The organism is Dyella halodurans (assembly GCF_026283925.1).
Taxonomy (GTDB): domain Bacteria; phylum Pseudomonadota; class Gammaproteobacteria; order Xanthomonadales; family Rhodanobacteraceae; genus Dyella; species Dyella halodurans.
Genome location: NZ_JAPDPF010000002.1, coordinates 39642 through 64311 on the forward strand (window position 1 = coordinate 39642; position 24670 = coordinate 64311).

At 64.0% G+C, this 24670-nt stretch carries 18 protein-coding genes and 5 tRNA genes; 13 read left to right on the forward strand and 10 right to left on the reverse strand.

Going from position 1 to position 24670, the window contains the following annotated elements:
* Positions 1 to 15: 15 nt before the first annotated feature.
* From OUZ49_RS03960 to rnd, 4 genes are all read right to left on the reverse strand, one after another.
* Positions 16 to 1710 (reverse strand): Na/Pi cotransporter family protein, encoded by a 1695-nt coding sequence (locus OUZ49_RS03960; RefSeq protein WP_266148681.1) that lies wholly within the window; start codon positions 1708 to 1710, stop codon positions 16 to 18.
* 81 nt (positions 1711 to 1791) lie between these two features.
* Positions 1792 to 4524 (reverse strand): cation-translocating P-type ATPase, encoded by a 2733-nt coding sequence (locus OUZ49_RS03965; protein ID WP_266148682.1) that lies wholly within the window; start codon positions 4522 to 4524, stop codon positions 1792 to 1794.
* A gap of 348 nt (positions 4525 to 4872) precedes the next feature.
* Positions 4873 to 4948, reverse strand: a tRNA-Ala gene (locus tag OUZ49_RS03970).
* A gap of 63 nt (positions 4949 to 5011) precedes the next feature.
* The gene (gene rnd / locus OUZ49_RS03975; protein WP_266148683.1) at positions 5012 to 6133 is read right to left on the reverse strand and encodes a ribonuclease D; all 1122 of its coding nucleotides are present in this window, start codon (positions 6131 to 6133) and stop codon (positions 5012 to 5014) included.
* A 105-nt stretch (positions 6134 to 6238) separates the two neighbouring features.
* Here rnd and OUZ49_RS03980 point away from each other — a divergent pair, with 105 nt between their 5' ends.
* From OUZ49_RS03980 to OUZ49_RS04025, 10 genes are all read left to right on the forward strand, one after another.
* Positions 6239 to 8185 carry an SUMF1/EgtB/PvdO family nonheme iron enzyme gene (locus OUZ49_RS03980; protein ID WP_266148684.1) on the forward strand — a complete coding sequence of 649 codons (1947 nt, stop codon included), beginning with the start codon at positions 6239 to 6241 and terminating at the stop codon, positions 8183 to 8185.
* A gap of 255 nt (positions 8186 to 8440) precedes the next feature.
* Positions 8441 to 8525: transfer RNA gene (locus OUZ49_RS03985), tRNA-Leu, on the forward strand.
* Positions 8526 to 8604: 79 nt separating this feature from the next.
* Positions 8605 to 9897 (forward strand): trigger factor, encoded by a 1293-nt coding sequence (tig, locus tag OUZ49_RS03990; RefSeq protein ID WP_266148685.1) that lies wholly within the window; start codon positions 8605 to 8607, stop codon positions 9895 to 9897.
* Positions 9898 to 9934: 37 nt separating this feature from the next.
* On the forward strand, positions 9935 to 10564 hold the full coding sequence (gene clpP / locus OUZ49_RS03995) for an ATP-dependent Clp endopeptidase proteolytic subunit ClpP (protein WP_266148686.1): 630 nt from the start codon (positions 9935 to 9937) through the stop codon (positions 10562 to 10564).
* 106 nt (positions 10565 to 10670) lie between these two features.
* Positions 10671 to 11966, forward strand: coding sequence for an ATP-dependent Clp protease ATP-binding subunit ClpX (clpX, locus tag OUZ49_RS04000; RefSeq protein WP_266148687.1), 1296 nt, complete (start codon positions 10671 to 10673; stop codon positions 11964 to 11966).
* A 177-nt stretch (positions 11967 to 12143) separates the two neighbouring features.
* Positions 12144 to 14684, forward strand: a complete 2541-nt coding sequence (gene lon / locus OUZ49_RS04005) for an endopeptidase La (RefSeq protein ID WP_266148688.1) — start codon at positions 12144 to 12146, stop codon at positions 14682 to 14684.
* A 332-nt stretch (positions 14685 to 15016) separates the two neighbouring features.
* Positions 15017 to 15289 carry an HU family DNA-binding protein gene (locus OUZ49_RS04010; protein ID WP_019465590.1) on the forward strand — a complete coding sequence of 91 codons (273 nt, stop codon included), beginning with the start codon at positions 15017 to 15019 and terminating at the stop codon, positions 15287 to 15289.
* Between the two features lie 21 nt (positions 15290 to 15310).
* A tRNA-Val gene (locus OUZ49_RS04015) sits at positions 15311 to 15385 on the forward strand.
* 9 nt (positions 15386 to 15394) lie between these two features.
* A tRNA-Asp gene (locus tag OUZ49_RS04020) sits at positions 15395 to 15471 on the forward strand.
* An 87-nt stretch (positions 15472 to 15558) separates the two neighbouring features.
* The gene (locus OUZ49_RS04025) at positions 15559 to 17463 is read left to right on the forward strand and encodes a SurA N-terminal domain-containing protein (protein WP_266148689.1); all 1905 of its coding nucleotides are present in this window, start codon (positions 15559 to 15561) and stop codon (positions 17461 to 17463) included.
* Positions 17464 to 17540: 77 nt separating this feature from the next.
* On the opposite strand, the gene OUZ49_RS04030 is transcribed toward OUZ49_RS04025, so the two are convergent.
* The 3 genes from OUZ49_RS04030 to gloB are packed head-to-tail and all read right to left on the reverse strand — an operon-like array spanning position 17541 to position 20375.
* Positions 17541 to 18323 carry an enoyl-ACP reductase FabI gene (locus OUZ49_RS04030; protein WP_266148690.1) on the reverse strand — a complete coding sequence of 261 codons (783 nt, stop codon included), beginning with the start codon at positions 18321 to 18323 and terminating at the stop codon, positions 17541 to 17543.
* A 31-nt stretch (positions 18324 to 18354) separates the two neighbouring features.
* Positions 18355 to 19578: a LysM peptidoglycan-binding domain-containing protein gene (locus tag OUZ49_RS04035; RefSeq protein ID WP_323134910.1), complete on the reverse strand. Its 1224-nt coding sequence runs from the start codon at positions 19576 to 19578 to the stop codon at positions 18355 to 18357.
* A gap of 32 nt (positions 19579 to 19610) precedes the next feature.
* On the reverse strand, positions 19611 to 20375 hold the full coding sequence (gloB, locus tag OUZ49_RS04040) for a hydroxyacylglutathione hydrolase (RefSeq protein WP_266148691.1): 765 nt from the start codon (positions 20373 to 20375) through the stop codon (positions 19611 to 19613).
* A gap of 223 nt (positions 20376 to 20598) precedes the next feature.
* Here gloB and OUZ49_RS04045 point away from each other — a divergent pair, with 223 nt between their 5' ends.
* From OUZ49_RS04045 to dnaQ, 3 genes are read left to right on the forward strand one after another with little or no spacing between them, the layout of a single operon-like run.
* On the forward strand, positions 20599 to 21282 hold the full coding sequence (locus OUZ49_RS04045; RefSeq protein ID WP_266148692.1) for a methyltransferase domain-containing protein: 684 nt from the start codon (positions 20599 to 20601) through the stop codon (positions 21280 to 21282).
* A 28-nt stretch (positions 21283 to 21310) separates the two neighbouring features.
* Positions 21311 to 21754, forward strand: a complete 444-nt coding sequence (rnhA, locus tag OUZ49_RS04050) for a ribonuclease HI (RefSeq protein ID WP_266148693.1) — start codon at positions 21311 to 21313, stop codon at positions 21752 to 21754.
* The gene (dnaQ, locus tag OUZ49_RS04055; RefSeq protein WP_266148694.1) at positions 21751 to 22473 is read left to right on the forward strand and encodes a DNA polymerase III subunit epsilon; all 723 of its coding nucleotides are present in this window, start codon (positions 21751 to 21753) and stop codon (positions 22471 to 22473) included. The genes rnhA and dnaQ overlap by 4 nt, the downstream gene beginning before the upstream one ends.
* Positions 22474 to 22530: 57 nt before the next feature.
* On the opposite strand, the gene OUZ49_RS04060 is transcribed toward dnaQ, so the two are convergent.
* The 3 genes from OUZ49_RS04060 to lepB form a co-directional block, all read right to left on the reverse strand.
* Positions 22531 to 23232, reverse strand: a complete 702-nt coding sequence (locus OUZ49_RS04060; RefSeq protein WP_266148695.1) for a PP2C family protein-serine/threonine phosphatase — start codon at positions 23230 to 23232, stop codon at positions 22531 to 22533.
* 454 nt (positions 23233 to 23686) lie between these two features.
* Positions 23687 to 23776 (reverse strand) — tRNA-Ser (locus OUZ49_RS04065).
* An 89-nt stretch (positions 23777 to 23865) separates the two neighbouring features.
* Positions 23866 to 24540, reverse strand: coding sequence for a signal peptidase I (lepB, locus tag OUZ49_RS04070; protein ID WP_266148696.1), 675 nt, complete (start codon positions 24538 to 24540; stop codon positions 23866 to 23868).
* Positions 24541 to 24670 lie beyond the last annotated feature (130 nt).

Genomic DNA, 24670 nt, shown 5'->3' on the forward strand with positions numbered 1-24670 from the left:
CATCGGCAGGCTGTGCTAGTTGAAGTCTTCGGAACGCTTCGCGATCGCCCGGGAGAGCTGGGCGATTTGCCTGAACTGCTCGATCAGGTCGGTGGCCAGGCGGAAATTCTGCACATCGGCCTTGTCGGCCAGCTGCAGCCGGTTGAGCAAGCCTTGCCGGGCGGTGGCCGCCAGCGCCTCGATATCCGCCTTCGCGGCAGCGACCTGGGCGGCGGCCTCGCCGCTGGGCTGGCCTATGGTGGTGATGGCCAGTTCGAGATTGCGCAGCACGGCCTCGGCGAAGCGGTAGCTGGATTCATCGCGCAGTCGCGTGAGGTCGATGCTTTGCGACAGCCGCTGCTGGCCAACCGAAACCAGGTTGGTGGCGATGATGCCGCTGACGCCTTCCAGGTTGGTGGTGACCTGGGCGAGGCCGACCAGGCGCTGGGCTTCCTTGCTGGAATGGTCGACTTCGGACAGCTGGCCGATGTAGTGGAGCACCTCGGACGCCAGCTGGTCGCTGTCCTTGTCCTGCTCCAGCAGCCGGTTGATGTCCTCCATGCTGCCGTCGATGACGGCCACCGAGCCGCGTCGCACGATGCCAAGCACATGCTCGCCGAGGCGTTTCAGCTCGAGGCAAACGCGCTCCAGTCCCAGTGACGGCACCGTCAGGGACGATTCGTCCAGGTAGATCGCTTCGCCGGCCGGCTTGGTTTCCTGCGGCCGTGACGGGGCGACGCGTTGGGCGAGCCGGCTGATCGGTCCGGTGAACCAGATCAGGATCAAGGTGCTGACCACGCTGAAGATCGTATGGACGTTGGCGACCTGGCGCGGGGTCTCGGCCGCCAGTCGCGCCACCCCTTCCAGCTCGGGATGCGACGGTGAAACGTAGCGCGTTAGCTCGGCCATCTGCGGGATGAAGAAAACCCAGAACAGGATGCCCAGGGCATTGAAGATGAGATGCACGATGCCAACCTGCAGCGCCTCGGGCGGTTTGCCGATGGCGGCCAGCAAGGCGGTGCCGCAGGTGCCGATATTGGCGCCGAGGATCAGCGCGATGCCGGCCTCCAGTGGCATCAGTCCCTGGCCGCCGAGCGCAATCACGATGGCCAGCGTCGCCGCCGAGCTTTGCACCACGGCAGTGAACACCGCGCCCACGAGGATGCCCAGCAGGGGGTTCTCCATGTCCTGCATGGCATCAATGAAAGGCTGAAACGTGCGCAGCGGGCGGGTGGCGTCGCCCATGAACTGGATACCCAGGAACAACAGGCCCAGGCCCAGGATGACGCCACCCAGCTGGCGTAGCAGCACGCGTTTCGCAAACGCATGCAGCAGGTAACCGAGCGCGAGCATGAAGGGCGTCAGTCGCGATACATCGAAGGCGATGATCTGCGCGGTGACCGTCGAGCCGATATTGGCGCCCATGATCATGGGCACGGACTGACTCAAGCTCATCAGGCCGGCGGAAACAAAGCCGACCATCAGCACGGTGGTGATCGTCGATGAATTGAGCAGGGCGGTGATGATGGCGCCGCCCAGGACGCCACGGAACCGATTGGCGGTGAGTGCGGACAGCATCGCCTGCAGCCTCGATCCGGCGATGGCCTTGAGGGCGCCGGTCAGAAACTCCAGGCCGAGCAGGAACAGGGCCAGGCCGCCCACCAGGATGCCAAACATGCGCACCAGATTCAGGCTGCCCGGTTCAATTTCCGCGAGTCCTGTGATCAGCATGGGCTGGATTTCCTCATGACACGCTCCGTGAAAACAGTGGCCTTCGAAAACGAACTGCGGTGTCCCAGGGCCGGCCGCTAGCTAGGCGGAGGAGGATCCCTTCGCTGCGTGCGACATGCGAATGATCCACTTCTCGGCCTCGACCACGAGGAAGAACACGAAGCCGCCAAGGATCAGCCACGGCCAGATGCGTAGCGGAATCGCCTCGGTGCCGAATAGCTCCTGCAACGGCAAGGCATAGGTAAACAGCAGCTGCAGGATCACCACCGCCCCAATGCCCATCGGCAGGTAGCGATTGCCCAGATGCGCCTTGATCGACAGCGACGAGTCGACCCGGTAGCGCGTATTGAGCAGATAAAAGATCTGGCCGATGGTGAGCGTATTGACCGCGACCGTGCGGCCGAGCTCATCGGACGCGTTTTGGGACTTCATCCAGAAGAACGCGCACAGGGTCAGCGCGAGCAGGCTCATGCCGACGAAGATCACCCGCCAGATGCCGAAGCCGGTAAGAATCGGACGCCCGGCCACGGCCGGCGGGCGACGCATCACGTCCAGTTCGTGCGGCTCAAACGAGATCACCAGGCCCAGCGCGACCGACGTCACCATATTGACCCACAGCACCTGCGGCGCCGTGATCGGCATGGTCAAGCCAAGCAGGATCGCCACCATGATCACGGCTGCCTGGGCCACGTTGGTCGGCAACATGAAGAGGATCGCCTTCTCGATATTGTTGTAGACCGTGCGCCCCTCGCGCACCGCGGCGGTGATCGAGGCGAAATTGTCGTCGGCAAGCACCATCGCTGCCGCCTCTTTGGTGACTTCGGTGCCCTTGATGCCCATGGCCACACCGATGTCCGCCTTCTTCAGTGCGGGCGCATCGTTCACGCCGTCGCCAGTCATCGCCACGATCTGGTTGTTTGCCTGGATGGCCTTGACCAGGCGCAGTTTGTGCTCGGGGCTGGCGCGTGCAAACACGTCGACGTTTTGCACCTGTTCCTGCAGCGTGGCGGTATCCATAGCCTCGATCTCGACCCCGGTCAGCGCCGTCTTGCCGTCGCCGATGCCGAGCATCTTCGCGATGGCGGCGGCGGTGATCTTGTGGTCACCGGTGATCATGGTCACGCGGATGCCGCCGGCATGGCATTCCGCCACTGCTTCGATTGCTTCCTTGCGCGGCGGATCGAGCAGGCCGACCAGCCCCAGCAGGACCAGCGTCCGGGGCAGGTCGGCGGGCGAGAGATTTCGCTCGGCGAGACCGGGATGGTCGAGCCAGGCGAGTGCAAGAACGCGTTCGCCCTGGGCCGCAAGCGCGTCAGAGGCGGCGAGGAAATGCGGGAGATTGATCGGCTGTGCACCGTCTTTCGCCTGCTGCCGATCGCAGTGCTCGAGGATGACTTCGGGCGCTCCCTTGACCAGCAGGAACTGACCGCCATCCGCCGCCTCATTCAGCGTGGCCATGAAGCGATGTTCCGACTCGAACGGAATCGCATCGACACGACGATAAGCGGATTCCTGCGCCTGCCGTTCGAGGCCGATCTTGTTCGCAAACGGATAGAGCGCGCCCTCGGTGGGGTCGCCTTCGACCTTCCACACCGCGTCCTCGAATCGCAATTCGGCGTCGTTGCACAGGATGGATACGCGGCCCATCAGCTCGAGCACGGGATCCTGGCCTGCGGGCGTGCCATCGCGCAGCACCCGCCCTCCCGGTGCATAGCCATCGCCTTCGATCTTGTAGACCGCATCCGCGGTGACCGCCGACACCACCATCATTTCCATCAAGGTCAGCGTGCCGGTCTTGTCGGAGCAGATGCGCGACACCGAACCCAGCGTCTCCACCGCGGGAAGCCGCCGGATGATGGCGTGGCGCTGGGCCATGCGTTGCACGCCGATGGCCAGGGTGATGGTGATGATTGCCGGCAAGCCTTCCGGGATCAGCGACACCGCGATACCGACGACGGCCTGGAAGATCTCGACGAACGGCAGTTCTTCGATCCAGTGGCCGTAGGCAAACACCAGGGCGGCAACGACGAAAATGACGGCCGTGATGGCGTAGCCGAATTTCTTGATCTGGCGGAGCAGCGGTGTTTCGAGCGCGTTGACGGAAGCCAGCATCTGATTGATGCGCCCGAGTTCGGTGTCGCTTCCCGTGGCGACCACCAGCCCGGTGCCGCGCCCGGACACGACCAGGGTTCCGGAGTAGGCCATGCTGTGGCGATCACCCACGGTCGCGTTGGCGGCAACCGGCTCGACGGACTTGTCGCTCGGTACCGATTCGCCGGTCAGCGCCGCTTCCTCCATGCGCAGATTCTTCACGTCAATCAGGCGGAGATCCGCCGGCACCTTGTCGCCCGACTCCAGCAGCACGATGTCGCCAGGCACCAATTGGTCCGAGGCGAGCATGCGCGTCTCGCCGGCGCGCAGGGTGCGCGCCTCGGCCGAAAGCATGTTGCGAATCGAATCGAGCGCTTTCTCTGCCTTGCCCTCCTGGACAAAGCCGAGCAGGGCATTGATGACGACGACACCGAGGATGATCGATGCATCGACCCACAAACCCAGCATCAGCTTGACGAAGCCGGCGCCGAGCAGCACATAGACAAGAATATTGTTGAACTGGCCGAGGAACTTCATCAGCAGGCTTTGCTTGCCGGCTTCCGGCAGGCGGTTGGGGCCGTACTTCTGCAGCCGCTCCGTGGCTTGCGTGGCGTCCAGTCCCGATGCAGGGTTTACGCCCAGCTTCTGCGCTGCATCCTCTGCGCTCAAGCCATACCAGGCCGGAGCATTCCCTTGACGTCCTTCACCTGCCGTTTCGTTCATCGCTCACTCCACAATGGCGTTGCGAGTGCTGAATCTTAGAAACCGGGAATGCGGGAGACTTTCTATCGCGGCTCTATCTGACGAAGGCGACAGTCATTCAACGTGGTCTCGCTCGATACATCCGCTTCGAACTGGGAGGCCGACGTTGCGCGCTTGAATGCCGCTTAAAGGAGTAGTTCAAGGGAATCCCCGCCTTGGGCAGGGCCGCTTGCTCAGCCTTGCCGACTGTGCAGAGTTTGTTGCGGAACGGCGTGTAGCGGGCGTGAGGCCTGGGATGGTGCCTCTCCAAATGCAAAAAAAAGCGCTTCACGCCGCAAGGCGCAAAACGCTATTTTGACCGCTATGAAGTGGTGGAGCGGAGGAGGATCGAACTCCCGACCTCTGCATTGCGAACGCAGCGCTCTCCCAGCTGAGCTACCGCCCCACACGAGCCATTGATATTACCAGTGGGCTCCGGCCTTCGCCAAGCCCCTGGACTGGCGGCCGGTCACGGCAGCAGGCGGGTCAGGCCGTCATGCAGGACATCGCGGCGCCAGCCTTCGAGAAACTCCGGCCACTGAGCCGTCACCACATATTCCTCCAGCACCTTGCGCGGGCACAGCAGGCCGCCGGGCAGGTCCAGTTCAGTGGCGCGGTTATCGGTATAGGTCTTCATGGCGGCGAGCGCCTTCTTTGCTTCGCCCTGCGGGGACTCCGGAATCGGTTCGGCGGCGGCGACTTCGTCGGCGTCGAGTGGAACACGCAGCAAGTCCAGCAGCTCCACTCGCTGCGGCGAGCGCAGTGCCCGCTGCCCACGCGTACGTTGTTCTAGCGCGCTGGCCGATGTCGGTGGCTGCTGGGCCAGGCTCATGGCCAGCGCGTCCTCGAGCAGCCACGGGCGAGGGCGGTCGAGCGTGCGTGCGGCCTGGTCGCGCCAGCGCAGAATGCGACGCAGCAGTGCACGTTGCTCGGGGCGCCATTCGGCGGCGCCGCGAAACGAACGCTGTGGCTGCGCGTCGCCTTCGCGGTGGCAGGCGCGCTGTTTCAGGCGCTCGCAGTCTTCGGCGTGCCAGGCAGTGCGATCGCGTTCTGCCAGGCGCGCGGCAAGCTGCTCGTGCACCGGCTTGAGGTAGACCACGTCCAGCGTGGCGTACGCGCATTGCGACGCGGTAAGCGGACGTTGCAGCCAGTCCGAGCGCGTCTCGCCCTTGTCCAGCTCCGCGCCCGTCAGCTCGGCGACCAGGGCGCGGTAACTGATGCCCAGCCCCATGCCGACGAAGGCGGCCGCGATCTGGGTGTCGAACAGGTGGTGTGGTCCGTGCGGCAGCAGCGGGGACAGCGCTTCGAGATCCTCGCTGGCGCTGTGCATGGCGGTAATGGCGCCACCGTCGCCAATCAGCGGGCGCAGTGCGTCGCCGATGTCGAAGGCGACGGGGTCGACCAGGGCGTAGCGTCCATTCCAGCCCAGCTGGATCAGGGCCAGCTGGGGATAGAACGTATTGCGGCGCATGAATTCGGTATCGAAGCCGAGCACGGCATCGGCGGGCAGCTCGCCCAGCCAGTCATGCAGGGCGTCGCGGTGATCGATCCATGCTGCGTCGGGGGGGGCGAGGTCGGAGTGCTGATGCATGCGTGTTCCTGGCGATGCGGAACGCGCATTGGCGCATTGTCCTGACATCGGTTTGTGCCTAAGGTTAAGCGGTGCACCATAGCAGGCCGACCAAGGACGCCCAACATGCCGAGCAAGGAATCCGTACGCCGCCAGCGTGCCATGGGTGGAGCCCTGGGCGTTGCCGTGCTCGGCTTGGCGCTCGTTTATCACTTCTTTCCACGCGTGTTTCATGTGGAGCCGTCGGTCGTCTCCGGCAAACGCGCCATGAACCTGGGCCCGATTCCCAGCGTTGCCCCCGGGGCGCCCGCGACGCCGGTCCGGGGCGTGGCGGAGATCGACGCCGGTCCGCCGCTGACGCTGGCGCCTACCGAGGTCATCGTGGCGCGGCTCGGGCACAAGGACACCCATCTGCCCGAACAGTTGAGTGCCGATACGCCCGAGGTCGAGGCGTTGCTGGCTCGCGCAGGCAAGGCGCTGCGCGGCGGTCAGCTGGCGGGCGACGAGAGTAGCGCTGCCGCACTCTACGAGCAGGCGCTGAAGCTCAAGCCGGACAGTCGTCGTGCGGCGCAAGGCTTGTTTGAAGTGCGCGCCCGCATGGTGGCGGAAATCAACCAGGACCTGGCTGTTGGCGATGCCGAGTCGGCCGGCGACCTGCTCGATACGCTCAAGGACATTCCCGATTCCAAAGACGACGTGGCCCAGCTGCAGGTGAAGTTGAAGACGCTGACGCAGGTGCGTCCGTTGCTGGCCAAGGCGGCCACTTTGCTGCAACAGGGCAGCGCGGACCAGCCCAAGGGCGCCAATGCACTGGAGCTGTATCGCCAGGTGCAGCAGATGGACCCGGACAATGCCGTGGCGGCGCAGGGCGTGTTGCAGGTGCAGCGGAGCGTGCTTGACCGCGCGCTGGCCGCGGTCGCGCAGAACGACTTCAAGGGCGCGGACCAGGCGCTGGCCGAGGCGGCGCAGATCCTGCCCGATTCGCCCGCGCTGCGCGACGTACATACGCGGGTCGACGGCATGCGCCAGGCGCGCGGGACGGGCATTCTCGCCCAGGCGCGTTCGGCCCTGGATGCCGGCAACCTGCCGTTGGCGCAGCAACTGGCCGACCAGGCCAAGGCGATCAGCCCTGACCTGGCCGGCCTGGGCGATTTCAGCGAGCGCCTGACCAATTCACGCCTGTATGCCAGCTTCAAGCCGGGCCAGGTCTTCACGGATCGCTTTGCGGATATGCCCGGACAGGCGCCGTCGATGGTGGTGATACCGACGGGCACCTTCCAGATGGGTGCGCCTGATGCCGAGGCGGGACGACAGGATGCCGAAATCCCGCAGCATGAGGTGACGATCGGCAAGGGTTTCGCGTTGTCACGCACCGCCGTCACCGTAGGCCAGTTCCGCGAGTTCGTGCGGGCCAGTGGTTATCAGCCGGATTCCGTGAAGCTGGGCGGTGCCAGTGTTTATGACGAAGGTACCGGCGCGATGCGTGACGATGTCAACGCCAGTTGGGAGACCGATTATGTCGGTCGCGCGGCCGACTCCCGCCTGCCGGTGGTCAATGTTTCCTGGAACGACGCCAAGGCCTATGTGGAGTGGCTCAGCCAGCGCACCGGCAAGACCTATCGTCTGCCGAGCGAGGCGGAATTCGAATACGCCCTGCGCGGCGGTACCGCCACGCGCTACTGGTGGGGAGAGGGCGGACCCACCTCGAAGGTGGAAAACCTCACCGGCGGCAATGACCGCTCGCCGAGCGGGCGTCGCTGGAGCAATGCCTTTCGTGGCTATAGCGACGGCTATTGGGGCCCGGCACCGGTGATGAGCTTCGCGCCCAATCCGTTCGGCCTGTACGACATCAACGGCAATGTGTCCGAATGGGTGCAGGACTGCTGGCACGACAGCTACCTGCGCGCGCCGCGCGACGGCAGCGCCTGGGTCAACCCGGGTTGCAGCGTGCGGGTGGTGCGCGGCGGCTCCTGGGGCAGCTCGCCGGAACAGGTGCGCTCGGCCTATCGTCAAGGTGCCGATGCCAGCGTGCGCAGCGGACGCGTAGGCTTCCGCGTCTTGCGCGAGCTCTAAGGCGACAAGATGAGATCGCCGTCGCAACCTTGTCGAGACGGCACCCATCCATGCCATAAGGCCCTGGGCGAAGAGCGCCCCGGCGCTTGTGTTGTCGGCTGCCCGAACCGTAAAATGACCCGCTTTCGTGTAAGGGAATCATCGACTTAGGGCGGAGTGTCCGGAGGCTGGCGGGGTGGGGTGCAAGAGCGGATTCGTCCAGCTTTTACCTTTTAAATCCGGTGCTTGCGGCAAGTTCCTCATAGTTGTTCTGATGCGAAAGTGGCGGAATTGGTAGACGCACTGGATTTAGGTTCCAGCGGGCTTGCTCGTGGGGGTTCGAGTCCCCCCTTTCGCACCATCCCTTACTGTATTTACAGGCGGCCGGGGGCCGCCATGCGCCTGTGACGGGCGCACTTTCAGGTACTCCAGGAGACGTCATGCAGGTTTCGGTTGAAAACGTCGGCAAGCTCGAGCGCAAGCTCACGGTAAAGTTTCCCGCGGAGCGCTTCGAGTCGCAGGTGAGCGCACGCATTGCCGAGATGGGTCGCACCGTGCGCCTCAAGGGCTTCCGTCCGGGCAAGGTGCCGACTGCGGTGATCCAGCAGCGCTTTGGCGACCAGGTGCGTGGCGAAGTGCTCTCCGACCTGATCGGCAGCACGCTGCGCGAAGCGGTCGAGCAGGAAAAGCTGCGCCCGATCGCCAACCCCGCCATCAACACCACCGGTAACCCGGTCGACGGCGAGATCGCCTATACCGCTACCTTCGAAGTGATGCCGGAGTTCCCGGAAGTCGACGTCGCCAAGCTGGAGATCTCCCGCCCGGTGGCGGAAGTGACCGATGCCGACATCGAAAAGATGATCGAGACCCTGCGCGTGCAGCGTCGCAGCTTCGACCCGGTCGAGCGCGCCTCGGTCGAGGGCGATTTCGTGATGTTCGAGTACTCGGCCCAGGCCGGCGACTACCGCTTCCCGGCCGAAGGCCTGGAGCGCGCGGGCAGCGTGCTGGGTTCGGGCACCTTGTTCAAGGCGCTGGACGAGGCGCTGGCTGGCCGCAAGGCGGATGACGAATTCGACGCCGAGATTGCCTTCCCGACCGATTTCCGCAACGAAAGCCTGGCTGGCAAAACCGCCCAGGTGCATTTCAAGATCATCAAGGTGCAGGAGCCGAAGCTGCCTGAGGTGGACGCCGAGTTCGCCAAGCTGTTCGGCATTGTCGACGGCGACCTGGAGAAGTTCCGCAAGGAAGTGCGCGCCAACCTCGAGCGCGAGCTCAAGGCGACCCTGATGGCCCGCCTCAAGTCCGAAGTGGCCGAGAAGCTGGCCAACGCACATCCGGACCTGGATGTGCCGAACCTGATGGTGCAGTCCGAGGCGCAGAACCTGGCCCAGGGCAGCGTGCCGCGCGGCCAACAGGTGCCGCCGCAGCTGATCGAGGCCGCCTCGCCGATCGCCCGCAAGCGCGTCATCGCCGGTCTGCTGATGGGTGAGATCGCCCGCAAGCAGTCGCTGGTGATCGACCGTACCCGTATTGCGGAGCAGCTCGCAGCCATCGCCTCGACCTACGAGGAGCCGGAGAAGGTCATTGAACTCTATAACCGTGACCCCCAACTGATGTCAGGGCTGCAGAATCGCGTGATGGAAGACCAGGTGGCAGAGTGGGTGGCAGATCACGCCAGCACCACGGTGCAGAACCTGGGCTTCGACGAGGTGATGCGCCCGGTCAGTGCCTGAGGCATCCTTCAGGCCCATCAACCGGAGAGCGACAAGCATGGCCATGGACCCGATCCAGAACCTCAACCTGGTACCGATCGTCGTCGAGCAGACCGCCCGCGGCGAACGCTCGTACGACATCTATTCGCGCCTCCTCAAGGAGCGCGTGATCTTCCTCGTGGGCGAGGTGAACGATCAGGTGGCAAACCTGCTGGTCGCGCAGATGCTGTTCCTTGAATCGGAGAATCCGGACAAGGACATCCATCTGTACATCAACAGCCCGGGCGGTGCCGTCACCGCCGGGCTGGCGATTTACGACACCATGCAGTTCATCAAGCCCGACGTCAGCACCATGTGCATCGGCCAGGCCTGCAGCGCCGCGTCGCTGCTGCTGATGGCCGGTGCCAAGGGCAAGCGTTATTCGCTGCCCAACTCACGCGTGATGATCCACCAGCCGTCCGGCGGCGCCCGCGGCCAGGCCACCGACATCGAAATCCAGGCCCAGGAAATCCTGTATCTGCGCCGCCGCCTGAACGACATCTACGTTCAGCACACCGGCCAGCCGCTGGACAAGATCGAGCGGGACATGGAGCGCGACCGCTTCATGAGCGCCGAGGCGGCCAAGGAATATGGCCTGATCGACTCGGTCCTCGACCGTCGCGCCGTCGATACGGTGAAATCGGCCTGATTTCAGGCGTCCGGCCCCGGTTCTGGCAGTCGTTCCGCGTCTCGCTGCAGACGCGGAACCCTGTGCTATTCTCAAACCGCAACCGATTTACCAGCAGGATCCAAGCATGAGCGACGAGCGGCAGGGCCGTTCCAACGACAGCGGCAAGATTCTCTACTGCTCTTTCTGCGGCAAGAGCCAGCATGAAGTGCGCAAGCTGATCGCGGGTCCGTCCGTGTTCATTTGCGATGAGTGCGTAGAGCTTTGCAACGACATCATCCGCGAGGAACTCGAGGAGAAGGCCGCCTCCGGGCGCAGCCAGCTGCCCAAGCCCCGCGAGATCATGGAAACGCTTGACCAGTACGTGGTCGGCCAGACCCGCGCCAAGAAGGCGCTGGCGGTGGCCGTGTACAACCACTACAAGCGGATGGAGTCGCGCCAGAAGAGCGACGACGTCGAGCTGGGCAAGTCCAACATCCTCCTGATCGGTCCAACCGGTTCGGGCAAGACGCTGCTGGCCGAGACGCTCGCACGCCTGCTCAACGTGCCGTTCACCATCGCCGACGCCACCACCCTCACCGAGGCGGGTTACGTGGGCGAGGATGTGGAAAACATCATTCAGAAGCTGCTGCAGAAGTGCGACTACGACGTCGACAAGGCGCAGTCGGGCATCGTCTATATCGACGAAATCGACAAGATCTCGCGCAAGAGCGAGAACCCGTCGATCACCCGCGACGTCTCCGGCGAAGGCGTGCAGCAGGCGCTGCTGAAGCTGATCGAGGGCACCTTGGCCTCGGTGCCGCCGCAGGGCGGCCGCAAGCATCCGCAGCAGGAATTCCTGCAGGTCGACACCAAGAACATCCTGTTCATCTGCGGTGGCGCGTTCGCCGGCCTGGAAAAAGTCATCCAGCAGCGTTCCGAGACCACCGGCATCGGCTTCTCGGCCGAGGTGCGCAGCAAGGAGCGTCGGGAAAACCTGGGCAAGGTGCTGGCGGATGTCGAGCCGGCCGACCTGGTGCGCTACGGCCTGATTCCGGAATTCGTCGGTCGTCTGCCGGTGGTGGCCACCCTGGACGAGCTGGACGAGCCTGCACTCGTGCAGATCCTCACCGAGCCGAAGAACGCGGTCACCAAGCAGTTCAAGAAACTGTTCGAGATGGAAGGCGTCGAGCTGGAGTTCCGTCCGGAGGCACTGCAGGCAATCGCCCGCAAGGCTTTGAAGCGCAAGACGGGCGCCCGCGGCCTGCGCACCATCCTCGAGCAGGTACTGCTGGACACGATGTACGAGCTGCCGTCGCTGGAGCACGTGAGCAAGGTCGTGGTGGATGATGCAGTGATCGATGGACAGGCCGAGCCTTATCTCATCTATCGCGGCAACCTCAAGCAACCGCGTGCCGCAGGCGAGGGTGGCGACGCCGCCTGACTCACTGCAACGTCGTTTTAGCTAGCGCGATGGCCTCGGCAAAACTGCCGGGGCCATTTCGTTTGTGTGGTTTGTCATGCACTTGTGTGCGTGGTCGTTTGCCACCACTTGACGTACAGAAGGCCCCGGCGCAGTGTCGGGGCGAACGAAATAATCATCCACGAGAGACTCTCTTCGATGGCAAAGAACGCCCCCAACCCCCAGGCCACCGGAGCCGTGCTGGAAGCCCTGCCAGTGCTGCCGCTGCGTGACGTGGTGGTCTATCCCCACATGGTCATTCCGTTGTTCGTCGGGCGTGACAAGTCGATGCGTGCGCTGGAGCGCGCCATGGAGGGCGAGCGCCAGATCCTGCTGGTGGCGCAAAAGAGCCCCGATATCGACGATCCCGCCATTGGCGACCTGCACGAGATCGGCACGCTGGCTGGCGTGCTGCAGTTGCTGAAGCTTCCCGATGGCACCGTCAAGGTGCTGGTCGAGGGACAGTCGCGCGTGGCGATCGAGAAATTCAACGAGGACGGCGGCATGCTGACCGCCACCTCGCGCATCATCGAGCCCGTCTACAGCAACAAGGAGCGCGAGCTCGACGTGGTGTCGCGCACCCTGGTCTCGCTGTTCGAGCAATTGGTCAAGCAAAGTCGCAAGCTGCCGCCGGAAGTGCTCGCCACGTTGTCGGGCATTGATGATCCGTCGCGCGTCGCCGATTCCATCGCGGCGCACTTGTCCGTGCGCATGGCCGACAAGCAAAAGGTGCTGGAGACGTCCGACGTTGGCCAGCGCCTCGAGCTGTTGATCGGGCTGGTCGATGGCGAGATGGATTTGCAGCAGGTGGAAAAGCGCATCCGCGGCCGCGTCAAGTCGCAGATGGAAAAGAGCCAGCGCGAGTACTACCTCAACGAACAGATGAAGGCCATCCAGAAGGAGCTCGGCGAGAGCGAGGAGGGCCCGAACGAGATCGAGGAGCTGCAGAAGAAGATCGAGGCTGCCGGCATGCCCAAGGCCGTGCTGGCCAAGGCGCGCCAGGAGTTCGGCAAGCTGCGCCAGATGTCGCCCATGTCGGCCGAGGCCACGGTGGTGCGCAACTACCTGGACTGGCTGGTCGGCGTGCCGTGGAAGAAGCGCAGCAAGGTGCGCAAGGACCTGCAGCTGGCGCAGGAAGTGCTGGACGCCGACCACTTCGGCCTGGAGAAGGTCAAGGAGCGCATCCTTGAATACCTCGCCGTGCAGCAGCGCGTGAACACCATGCGTGGCCCGATCCTGTGCCTGGTGGGTCCGCCGGGCGTGGGCAAGACCTCGCTGGGTCAGTCGATCGCCAAGGCGACGAACCGCAAGTTCGTCCGCATGAGCCTCGGCGGCGTGCGCGACGAAGCCGAGATTCGCGGGCATCGACGTACCTATATCGGCTCGATGCCGGGTCGCATCGTGCAGAACCTCAACAAGGTGGGCTCGAAGAACCCGCTGTTCGTGCTCGACGAGATCGACAAGATGTCGATGGATTTCCGCGGCGACCCGTCGTCGGCCCTGCTCGAGGTGCTCGATCCGGAGCAGAACCATGCGTTCAACGACCACTACCTGGAAGTCGACCTCGACCTCTCCGAGGTGATGTGGGTCGCCACGGCGAACTCGCTGAACATCCCCGGTCCCTTGCTGGACCGCATGGAAGTGATCCGCATTCCGGGTTACACCGAAGACGAGAAGCTGGGCATCGCGCAGAAATACCTGCTGCCCAAGCAGCTCAAGGCCAATGGCCTGAAGCCGGAGGAGCTCAGCGTCGATGAAGAGGCGCTGCGCGACATCGTGCGCTACTACACGCGCGAGTCCGGTGTCCGTAATCTCGAACGTGAGATTTCCAAGATCTGCCGCAAGGTGGTGAAGGAGCTGACCCTGGGTCAGGTCAAGAAGAGCGCGGTGGCGAAAGACCTGGCCAAGGGGCAGGTGAAGAAGGCGCTGGCGGCGGTAAAGACGGCCAAATCCAAGTCGAAGGCACCGGGTCACGCCGCGGTCAATTCAGACAATCTCGAGCACTATCTGGGCGTTCGGCGCTTCGATTTCGGTCGCAAGGAGCTGCAGAACGAAGTGGGCCTGGTGACCGGCCTGGCCTGGACCCAGGTGGGTGGCGACCTGCTCAGCATCGAGTCGTCGGTGGTGCCGGGCAAGGGTCGGCTGGTGAATACCGGGCAGCTTGGCGACGTCATGAAGGAGTCGATCCAGGCCGCGTTGTCGGTCGTGCGTGCCCGCGCCGACCGTCTCGGCATCGACCCGGAGTTCCACCAGAAGCTGGATATCCATATCCACGTGCCGGAAGGCGCCACGCCGAAGGACGGTCCCAGCGCGGGTATCGCCATGTGCACCGCCCTGGTGTCCGCCCTGACCAAGGTGCCGGTGCGCTCCGAAGTGGCGATGACGGGCGAGATCACCCTGCGTGGTCGCGTGCTGCCGATTGGCGGGCTCAAGGAGAAGCTGCTGGCTGCCCATCGCGGTGGCATCACCACGATCATCATTCCGGAAGACAACAAGAAAGACCTTGCGGATATTCCGCAAAACATCACCGGTTCGCTGGATATCCATCCCGTGCGCTGGATCGATGAAGTACTCGACATTGCCCTCGAGCGCCCCCTGCAGCCGCTGCAGGCCGCCGAAGACGGCAGCAAGCCCAAGGTCGAGGCACCCATCGACGACGCCCAGGACGAGTCGCAGGAGTCGTACACGCGACCGCACTGATGCGTGACCTGTTTCACCCTTGAAAAAACGGGCGGACCTCCGCCCGTTTTTTTTCGCCCGGGTCACGCGCTGCCGGCCCCGATCGCTAGCGTTTCGGTCACCACTTTGCAAGCGCTCTCGGATAACGCTGAACTGCGGGAACCCTTGGTATTGCTTGTCATTGCGGACCCTGTAGGCCACTGGTATAAAGGCGGCACCGCAGCCTGACGCCGAGCACGATGCGCAGTGATGCGGGGTTGCTTGGCGGCGCCTCGATGGCCAGTCATCACGGGGGCGTCGTCTTGTCCCAGACTGACCACGCGGGCTGCATAACCGTTTAAGGGAGTGTCTCAATGAATAAAACCGATCTGATCAATGCCATTGCCGAGAAGGCCGAACTCACCAAGGCTGACGCCGGCCGTGCTCTCGAGGCTTTCTTCGAGACCGTGCAGAAGGCGCTGAAGAAGGGCGACGACGTGTCGGTGGTGGGTTTTGGTACCTTCACCGTGCGCAAGCGCGCTGCCCGCACCGGCCGCAACCCGCGCACCAATGAGACGATCAAGATCAAGGCCTCGAAGGTTCCGGCGTTCAAGGCTGGCAAGACCCTCAAGGATGCCCTAAACTAAGCGGCTCTTCTGCTTGGTTTCGGGTGCTTAGCTCAGCGGTAGAGCGTCGCCCTTACAAGGCGAGGGTCGTAGGTTCGATCCCTACAGCACCCACCAGAAAAATGCGGAGCGGTAGTTCAGTCGGTTAGAATGCTGGCCTGTCACGCCGGAGGTCGCGGGTTCGAGTCCCGTCCGCTCCGCCACAGTTCGCAAGGGCGCCCGTGTGGCGCCTTTGCCTTTTAAGCGCCGCGCACATGGTGCGCTGAACAACGAATAGCCGGGAACAATCCATGCTGCAGGCAATACGTAACAAGCTACACGGGTGGCCTTCCGTCGTCATTCTGGGCATTTGCGTTTTCGCTATCTCGTTCTTCGGCATCGAGTCGTATTTCAGCTCGCGGACCGATACCTACGTGGCGATGGTTGGCAAGCACGAGATCAGCCAGCAGCAATATCAGCAGCGGATGAACGAGCTGCGCCAGCGCGCCATGGCCCAGCAGGGTGACCATTTCGATCCCACCATCTTCGAGCAGCCCGAAGCCAAGCGTCAGGTGCTCCAGCAGCTGATCGACGAGCAGGTGCTGCTGCAGGCCAACGACAAGCTGGGCATGCGGGTGTCCGACATCGCCGTGCGCGACCTGATTGCCGGCATCCAGGCCTTCCAGGTCAATGGCCAGTTCGACGCCAATACCTATCGTGCCGTCCTTGCCGCGCAGAACAAGTCGCCGGGCATGTTCGAGAACGACGTGCGCGCATCGCTGGAGACGTCGCTGCTGCCGGAAGCCATTGCTGCCACCACCTTCGTGACCGACGCCGACATGGATCGCTACCTGGCGCTGCGCGCGCAGCGCCGCGACCTGCGCTGGTTCGCCGTGCCGCGTCCGGCACTGACCGACACGCAAGTGACCGATGCGCAGCTGGAGGCGTTCTACAAGGAACACCAGGCGGACTTCATGAACCCCGAGCAGGTCTCGTTGAAGTTCATCGAAGTCAACGGCGCCGACCTCAAGCTCGACGCACAGCCGAGCGAAGACGACCTCAAGAAGCGCTACGAGGACGAAAAGCAGCGCTTCGTGCAGCCTGAGCAGCGTCTCGTATCGCACATCCTGATCAACGTGCCGAAGAACGCCACGCCGGATCAGCAGAAGGCGGCCTTGGCCCGCGCGGAAAAGATCGCCAGCGAAGCCACCCCGGAAGATTTCGCCAAGCTGGCCGAGCAGAATTCGGACGACTTGGGTTCGAAGCGCGCCGGCGGCGACCTGGGCTGGCTGGAAAAGGGCGTCACCAACCCGGCCTTCGATACCGCGCTGTTCGCGTTGCAGAAGGGCCAGGTCTCCAAGCCGGTGTTGTCCGACGAGGGCTACCACGTGCTCTGGCTGCGCGACGTGCGCAGCGGCCAGGCCAAGCCTTTTGCGGAAGTGCGTGACCAGATCGCCAAGGATTACCTGGCCACCGAGCGCGACCGTCGCTTCAGCGAGCTGGCCGGCAAGCTGACGGACCAGACCTACCAGAATCCCTCGTCGCTGGAGCCGGCGGCGCAGGCCTTGACCCTGCCCATCCAGACCACCGGGCTGGTCTCGCGCAAGGGCGGCGAAGGTCTGCTGGCGAACCCGAAGCTGGTCGAGGCGGCGTTCTCCGACGACGTGCTGACCCAGGGCAATAATTCAGGCCTGCTTGACCTGGGATCCAACCACGCGGTGGTCATCCGGGTCGACAAGCACGTACCGGCAGCGGCACGTCCGTTGGCCGAGGTGCGCGATCAGGTCCGCCAGAAGATCCTGGATGAGCGGATTGTCGCTGAGGCGCTGAAGCGTGCGGACGGTTTGCTTGAGCGCCTGCAGAAGGGCGAAGACATGCAGGCCGTGGCGGCCTCGACCGGCGCTGCCCTGCAGACGGTCCCGGAAGCCGTTCGCGTGCAGCAGGAACTGCCCGCCGAAGTGCTCGACCAGGCCTTCCTGTTGCCGCATCCGGCGGCGGGCAAGGCGCAGTTCGCGCGTGTCCAGATGCGCGATGGCAGTTTCGCCGTCGTGGCCGTCGACAAGGTGCAGGACGGCGATCTGAGCAAGGTGACGCCGGAGCAGCGCACCATGCTGCGTAGCCAGATGGCGCAGGCCTATGGCGCTATCGCGACGCATGAGTTCATCGAGGCGCTGAAGGCGAAGACCGAGATCAAGATCGCTCCGGAGCGCATGTAAACCGGTGCCACGGTTGTGATGCAAAAAGGGCGGCCCGATGGCCGCCTTTTTTTGTCTGGGATATCCATGCAACGGAGCTAGACGCCGGTCATGCCCAGGATGTTGTAGCCGGCATCGACGTGGGTGATCTCGCCAGTGATGCCCGAGGCAAGATCCGAACACAGAAAGGCGCCGACGTTGCCGACTTCATCGATGGTGACGCTGCGGCGCAGTGGCGCATGCTCATCGACATGGTCGAGCATCTTGCGGAAATTCGCGATGCCGGCGGCAGCAAGCGTCTTGATCGGGCCGGCGGAGATGGCGTTGACGCGCGTGCCCTCCGGACCGAGGTTGAACGCCAGATAGCGCACGTTCGCCTCGAGGCTGGCCTTGGCCAGGCCCATGACGTTGTAGTTGTCCATGGCGCGCTCGGCGCCCAGGTAGCTGAGCGTGAGAATGGCGCCGCCACGCCCGCCCATCAGCGGCCGGGCAGCCTTGGCCAGGGCCGCCAGGCTATAGCTGGAAATATCGTGCGCAATCGTGAAGCTCTCGCGCGTGAGATGGTCCAGGAACTCACCCTGCAAGGCTTCGCGCGGTGCAAACCCCACCGAGTGCACGAGGATGTCAAAACCTGCCCAGTGCTCGCCCAGCCTGTCGAACAGGTGCGCGATCTGCGCGTCTTCGGCTACGTCGCAAGGCAGCACGATGTTGGAGCCGAAGGTATTGGCGGCCTCGTCGACGCGGTCCTTCAGGCGCTCGTTCTGATAGGTAAAGGCGAGTTGTGCGCCTTCCCGATGCATGGCGTTGGCAATGCCCCAGGCAATCGAGCGCTGGCTCGCAATGCCGACCACCAGTGCCCGTTTGCCGTGCAGGAATCCCATGCGTCCTCCCAGCGCCAGAAAGCGCGCCCGGTCAGCCCGGGGAAGTGACCTTCAGCACCTGGCCCGGTTTCACGCCAGGTCCCTGCAGATGGTTCCACTGTTCCAGCTGCTTGATGTCGACCGAGTAAAGGCGCGCGATGCTCCACAGGCTTTCACCGGATTTGACCGTATGGGTCTTTGCCGACGACGCGGTCCGCTTCGTTTTTGCGGCTGGCGCCGAAGCCTCGGAACGATCATCGGTGGCCCCATTCAGGACGGCGGCCAGCGGCGGCAGTGCGGCGGCGCCCGGCACGCTTTGCACGTCGCCACCACGTTCGTTCTCGGCAAGCAGCGAGCTGCGGAACTGCTGCACGTGGTTGCTTGGAATCAGCAGGTAAGAGGCGGCGTTCGTGTCGACCATGCCGTTACGGAAGCCGGCATTGAGCTCCTTCAATTCGCTTGACGACATGCCGGCGTGGCTGGCGGCGTGTTCGATCGGCATGGAGCTGCTGACATTCACCGCAACCAGGCGTTGCTCGGAAGGCAGCAGCGGCAGGCTCACATTGAAGCGGGCAGGTTCGCGAATGACACAGGCAATCGCCAGCAGCTTGACCAGATGCTCGCGGGTGACGCGCTTTACCGGCAGCTTGGGTACGACAGGTTCGGCGGCAGGCACGCCATGCTGGTCGACCATCCGGCGCACGCCGAATTCGCCGGCGTTATACGCGTAGTCGACCAGGCGCCAGTCGCCGAGATCGTCGTGATAACGGCTCAGCAAGGTCATGATGGCATCCGTGGCCGCCGGGACGTCCATACGGCCATCGAAGTTCCTGTCGACCCGGATGCCCATCGCATTGGCGGTGGAAAGCATGATCTGCCACATGCCTGACGGCAGGTTCTTGCCGCCCGACACCGGTCGATACTGGCTCTCGACCCACGGCAACAAGGCGAATTCGCCAGCGACGTTATGCTTGGCGGCGACCTGCTGCACGTAGGCGAGGCGGGGCGCGACCGTGCTCATCTGGCTTTCGAATTGTTGCGGATTCTGGGTGTAGCGACGGGCCCATTCCATGATGCCCGGATCGGCATCGCAGTCGGCCATCGCGAAGCTGCCGCGCAGTTGATCCCAGATATTGGCGTTGTCGTCGCTGACCTTCACCGGGCCGGCGACCGGATGGCTGATATCGCGCACGGGCTCCGGCGCTGGCGCCGGCACGACGGGAACGTGCGGCTTCTGCGCGGGCGGCGTGGCGCAGGCGGCCAGCAGGATCGTCATGGCCAAGGGCAGGGGGCGTAAGCGTCGGCTCATCATCCGCGGAATACGTCCTTGTTGGCGCGCAGCGCGGCAAAACGCGCGACGCGGTCACCCTCGACGCCATGATGGCGACTCCATACGATCACGGCGTCGCTGTCCGTGCGCAGAAAAGGATTCGTCGCCCGTTCGGTATCCAGTGTGACCGGCAGGCTAGGGCGGTCGTGCGCGCGCAAGGCCGCCACTTCCTGCTGGCGCGCAGCCAGGGCTGCATTGCCGGGTTCGATGGTCTGTGCGAAACGGCCATTGGCCGCGGTGTATTCGTGCGCACAGCAGACCAGCAGTTCGCCGGGCAGGTTGGCAAGTCGATCGAGCGAGGCGAGCATTTGCATCGGCGTGCCCTCGAATAGCCGTCCGCAACCCATGCTGAAAAGCGTGTCGCCACACAACAAAACGCCCTCGCCGGCATAGGCGATATGCGTGCTGGTGTGTCCCGGCACGGCAATGACGTCAAAACGTGCCCGCGGCTCATCGAGCGCTACCACATCGCCGTCATCGACTCGCAGCGTCGCGATGGCGATGCGCTCGTCGCGCGGTGCGTACACCGGTACCGGGTGTCGGGACCGCAGCGCCTCGGTGCCACCGATATGGTCGTGGTGATGATGGGTCAGCAGGATCGCGCGCAGCTGCAGTCCGCGTTCCTTCAGGGCCGCCTCGACCGGACCGGCTTCTCCCGGATCGACGACGATGGCCTGGCCTGCATCATCGTGCAGTAGCCAGATGTAATTGTCGGCAAGCGCCGGTAACGGTACGACGTGCAAGGAGATCGCCTCCGCGGTTTCGTATCGACTGACGCAGGCATCCGTGCATGCGCGAAGTGGCCGACTATAAAGCGGCTCGGCGGCGCACTCGTTAGTGAGACGTTAACCGGGGGCCACGCCGTTCAGACTCGTGGACCGGTCGTGGGTCCTGGTGCAAACCAGGACACGTTATGGGTGGCTGCCGCTACACTGTCGGCATCGATCCATACCGGGCCGCCCAGGCATGTCGCAGCGCGACCAAGACATCTACGCCAGCACGCCGTTGCGCAGTCTTCTTGCCGAAGAGACGGTAGCCCTGGTGCCTGAATTGCAGCGTTGCAGCGGCACGCATGCGCTACTGGTCAGTGCCGCTCCGGACGACGTGCCGCCTGGCCTGCCCTTGCTCGGCTTGTGGACCCGATTGCGCCTCAACGCGGATCGTTACGGCGGCGATGTGTGCGGTCGCAGTGACGAAGCGCTGCCGTTCCTGGACGACGCCTTCGATCTGGTGCTGCTGCGTCATGCCTTGGAAGTATCCGCTACGCCGCAGGCGCTGCTGGAAGAGGCTTCGCGCGTATTGGCGCCGGGCGGCATGCTTGCGCTCACTGGCCTGCATCCATTCAGTGCCTGGCTGCCGTGGATGATGTGGCGTACCCGCGGACACGCGCCCGCCCTGCGTTCGCCGCTGCTGCTGGAGCGCTGGGCCCGGCGGCTGGACCTGAACATTGAACGGGTGGAGCGGGTTGGCCGTCTTTGGCCCAGCAGCAGCGTCGGCCTGGATGCAGCGCATAGTCTCGGCGGCGGTTATCTGCTGATCGCGCGCAAGCGGCGTCGTATGGCCACGCCGATCCGGCTGAAGCCAAAGCCCGTGTCCGCGCCGGTGAATGTGGGATTGGCGCCCGGCGCACGTCGCAACGCGGCGCATTGAACAACAACGAATACCATGATGGGTAACAATGACTGACGTGCAAGCTTTTACGGATGGCGCGTGCCTGGGTAATCCAGGGCCGGGTGGATGGGCTGCCTTGTTGCGGGCCAAGGGAACCGAGCGGATGCTCGCCGGGGGCGAAGCGGCCACCACCAACAATCGCATGGAGCTGATGGCCGCCATCGGTGCGCTTGAAGCGTTGACGCGTCCATGCAAGGTCGCGCTGACCACCGACTCACGCTATGTGATGCAAGGTATCGAGGAGTGGGTGCCGAAGTGGCGAGCCAACGGCTGGCGCACGGCAGACAAGAAGCCCGTGAAGAACCAGGACCTGTGGGAACGTTTGTCCGCGGCGACGCAGCTGCATGAAGTGCGCTGGCACTGGGTAAAAGGCCATAACGGCCATGCCGAGAACGAGCGCGTCGATCAGGCGGCACGCGAGCAGGCGGAGCAGTTCAGGAGCAAGCCATGAGGCAGATCGTGCTGGATACCGAGACCACGGGTCTCGAAGTGCGGCAGGGTCATCGACTGATCGAAATCGCCTGCGTGGAGATGATCGGGCGTCGCCCGAGCGGCCGTCATTATCAGACCTATCTCAATCCGGATCGCGCGATTGATGAAGGCGCGCGCCAGGTGACCGGCATCGAGGATGCGTTCCTGCTCGACAAGCCTCATTTCATCGATGTGGTGGACGAGTTTCTCGCCTTCATCGAGGGGGCCGAACTGATCATCCATAACGCCAGCTTCGACGTCGGCTTTCTGGATGCGGAACTGGCGCGCGCTGGTGAGCACTACGGTCGCATCGCCGATCGCTGCAGCGTGCTCGATACGCTGATGATGGCGCGCGAGCGCTATCCTGGGCAGCGCAATAGCCTGGATGCGTTGTGCAAGCGCCTAGGCGTGGACAATTCGGCGCGCGACCTCCACGGCGGCCTGATCGATGCGCAGCTGTTGGCCGAGGTCTATCTCGCGATGACCTCGGGCCAGGTCGGACTCGACCTTGGCTTTGAAGGGGCGCAAGAGCAGGGCGCGTCGGTCGCGCTGACGCCCATGGTGCTCGCTCGTCGCCCCCGCGTATTGCGCGCAAGCGACGAGGAGCTTGTCACGCATGAACGTCGCCTCGATGGCCTGGACAAGAGCTCGGGTGGCGTCAGCGTGTGGCGTCGCGAGGAGGCGGGAACAGTCAACTGAGACTGCTCCCGTGGCTTGCGTGGTCCGATGCCGCTTATCGGAAGCCGGTGAAGATCCTCAATTGACGCGCGCGAGGATGGCCGTGATGTTGTCGCTGCCGCCGCCGTCCAGGGCGGCGAGCAGCAGGTGCTCGACGCACTCCTGAGCCGACAGGTCCTGGCGCGATGCGATGCTGGCGATGGTGGTGTCGCCGACTTCCTCGGTCAGGCCGTCGCTGCACAGCAAAAAGCACATGCCGGGCTCCAGTCGGCCGCGCGCCATCCCGATATGCAACTGGTCGGCCGCGGTGATGCCCAGGGCCTGGGTAATCACGTTGCGTTGCGGATGGCGTGCGGCCTGGGCCGGATCAAGTGTGCCCGCAGCCACCAGTTCCTGCACCAGCGAATGATCGTGACTGACCTGACGCAGATGGTTCTGCCACAAATAGACGCGACTGTCGCCGACCCACACGACTTCGTAGTTTTCCGGACCCAGCCGTAGCGCGGCAATCGTGGTGCCCATCGGACGAGGGTCGTTGAAGCTGCGGCTGAACTGGATCAAGCGCTCGTCCGCGGCGCGAACCGCTTCAACGAGGCTGTGCCCGCGCGCCACCAGGTCCGCGACGGCATCGCGTACGAGGGCGGAAGCCACCTCGCCGTGCTGGTGGCCGCCCATGCCGTCGGCGACCAGAAACAGGCCAAGCGAGGCGTCGGCGTAATAGGTGTCTTCATTGCGCGTACGACGCAATCCAACATGGGTTCCGTGTCCGAATTCAATCATGGGAGACCTGGATTGGCGGGTCGTTGGGAGCATGACGGATGTGGGGGGAATGCGCAAAGAAGTAAGGGGGTGAATGGGGGTTTGGAAAGCTGAGGAGGGTTTGAACAAGCCGTCATTCCCGCGAACGCGGGAATCCAGTGACTTTGCATGGATGCAAGGACGCCGGATCTCCGCTCGGCCACTCCTTCGGCTGTTGGGAGCCGCGGGAAGTGACCGGCGGTGGCTTACTCGGACCGTCCCTGGAAACTCAAAAAAACAACCGGGTGCATCGTTTCGTGGAAGGTGGGATTGTCGGGTCCATCCATGGACCCGACCCCTTCGCGCTTGCGCGCTACGGGGCCAGCCTGCGGCTGTCCTTGTTGTTCCGGACAATTTTGTCGAACCCGGGTGGGTTCTCACCCAGCCGTCACCATCAAAAAAGCAAAACGCCCCACGTGGGGGCGTTTTGCTTTTTTGGCGGAGAGGGTGGGATTCGAACCCACGGTACGCTTACACGTACGCCTGATTTCGAGTCAGGTACATTCGACCACTCTGCCACCTCTCCAAAAACGGTGCGTGTGGTCCACGCGAGCCGGCAATCTTACGCGGACTGCGGCGTGCTGACAACTGGTTTGGCGATCTCGGGCCTACGATTTATTGCAGGGCCACGCCCCAGCGGTCGCCACGGGGCAGGTAGTGGTTGCCGGGGTCGAGGGAAAGGGCTACGCGGGTCGCGCGCCCGGTGATTTCGCCGCGCGGGAAGAAGCCGAAGTAGCGCGAATCGGCACTGTTGTCGCGGTTGTCGCCAAGCAGCAGGTATTGGCCGGCTGGGACGATGACCGGGCCGAAATCCTTGCCATGGCCCGCCTGGGCGATCGACCAGCGCACGAGGTGGTGCATGGCACCGACATTTTCCATCGCGTACTGCGCCGGGTCCTCACGGTCGTCGCGAATGCCTTGCACCGCGATCGGTTGGTAGCTGGCGGGCTGGCCGTTGATGTACAGGTGGTTCTCGCGTAGCGCGACCTCGTCGCCGGGCACGCCAATCACCCGTTTGACCAGCCTTTCGTTGGCACTGGCGGACTCCAACACCACGATGTCACCGCGCTGGGGGTCGGCACGATGGATCAGCGAGATATGGGTGAGTGGCAGGCGCACGTCATAGGCGGCCTTGTCGACCATGATGCGGTCGCCGATGCGGATGCTCGGTTGCATGGAGCCGGTGGGAACCACGTTCCAGTCCGCAATGGCGCTGCGGAAGATCACCATGCACAGCATGAAGGTGATGAAGCCCTTGTTGCGCGAGAGCAGACCCAGGATGGCGCGCATGCTATGTCCTTTGGCAGTGCCGGCAGGGTGGGGCGACGGATCGATGAATGAGACTTCGATCCCGGGCCAAAGTTTCCGACCCGCTGCACGCCGAGACCTGGCGCGCCAGGCATAAAAGAGGGCGGTGTTG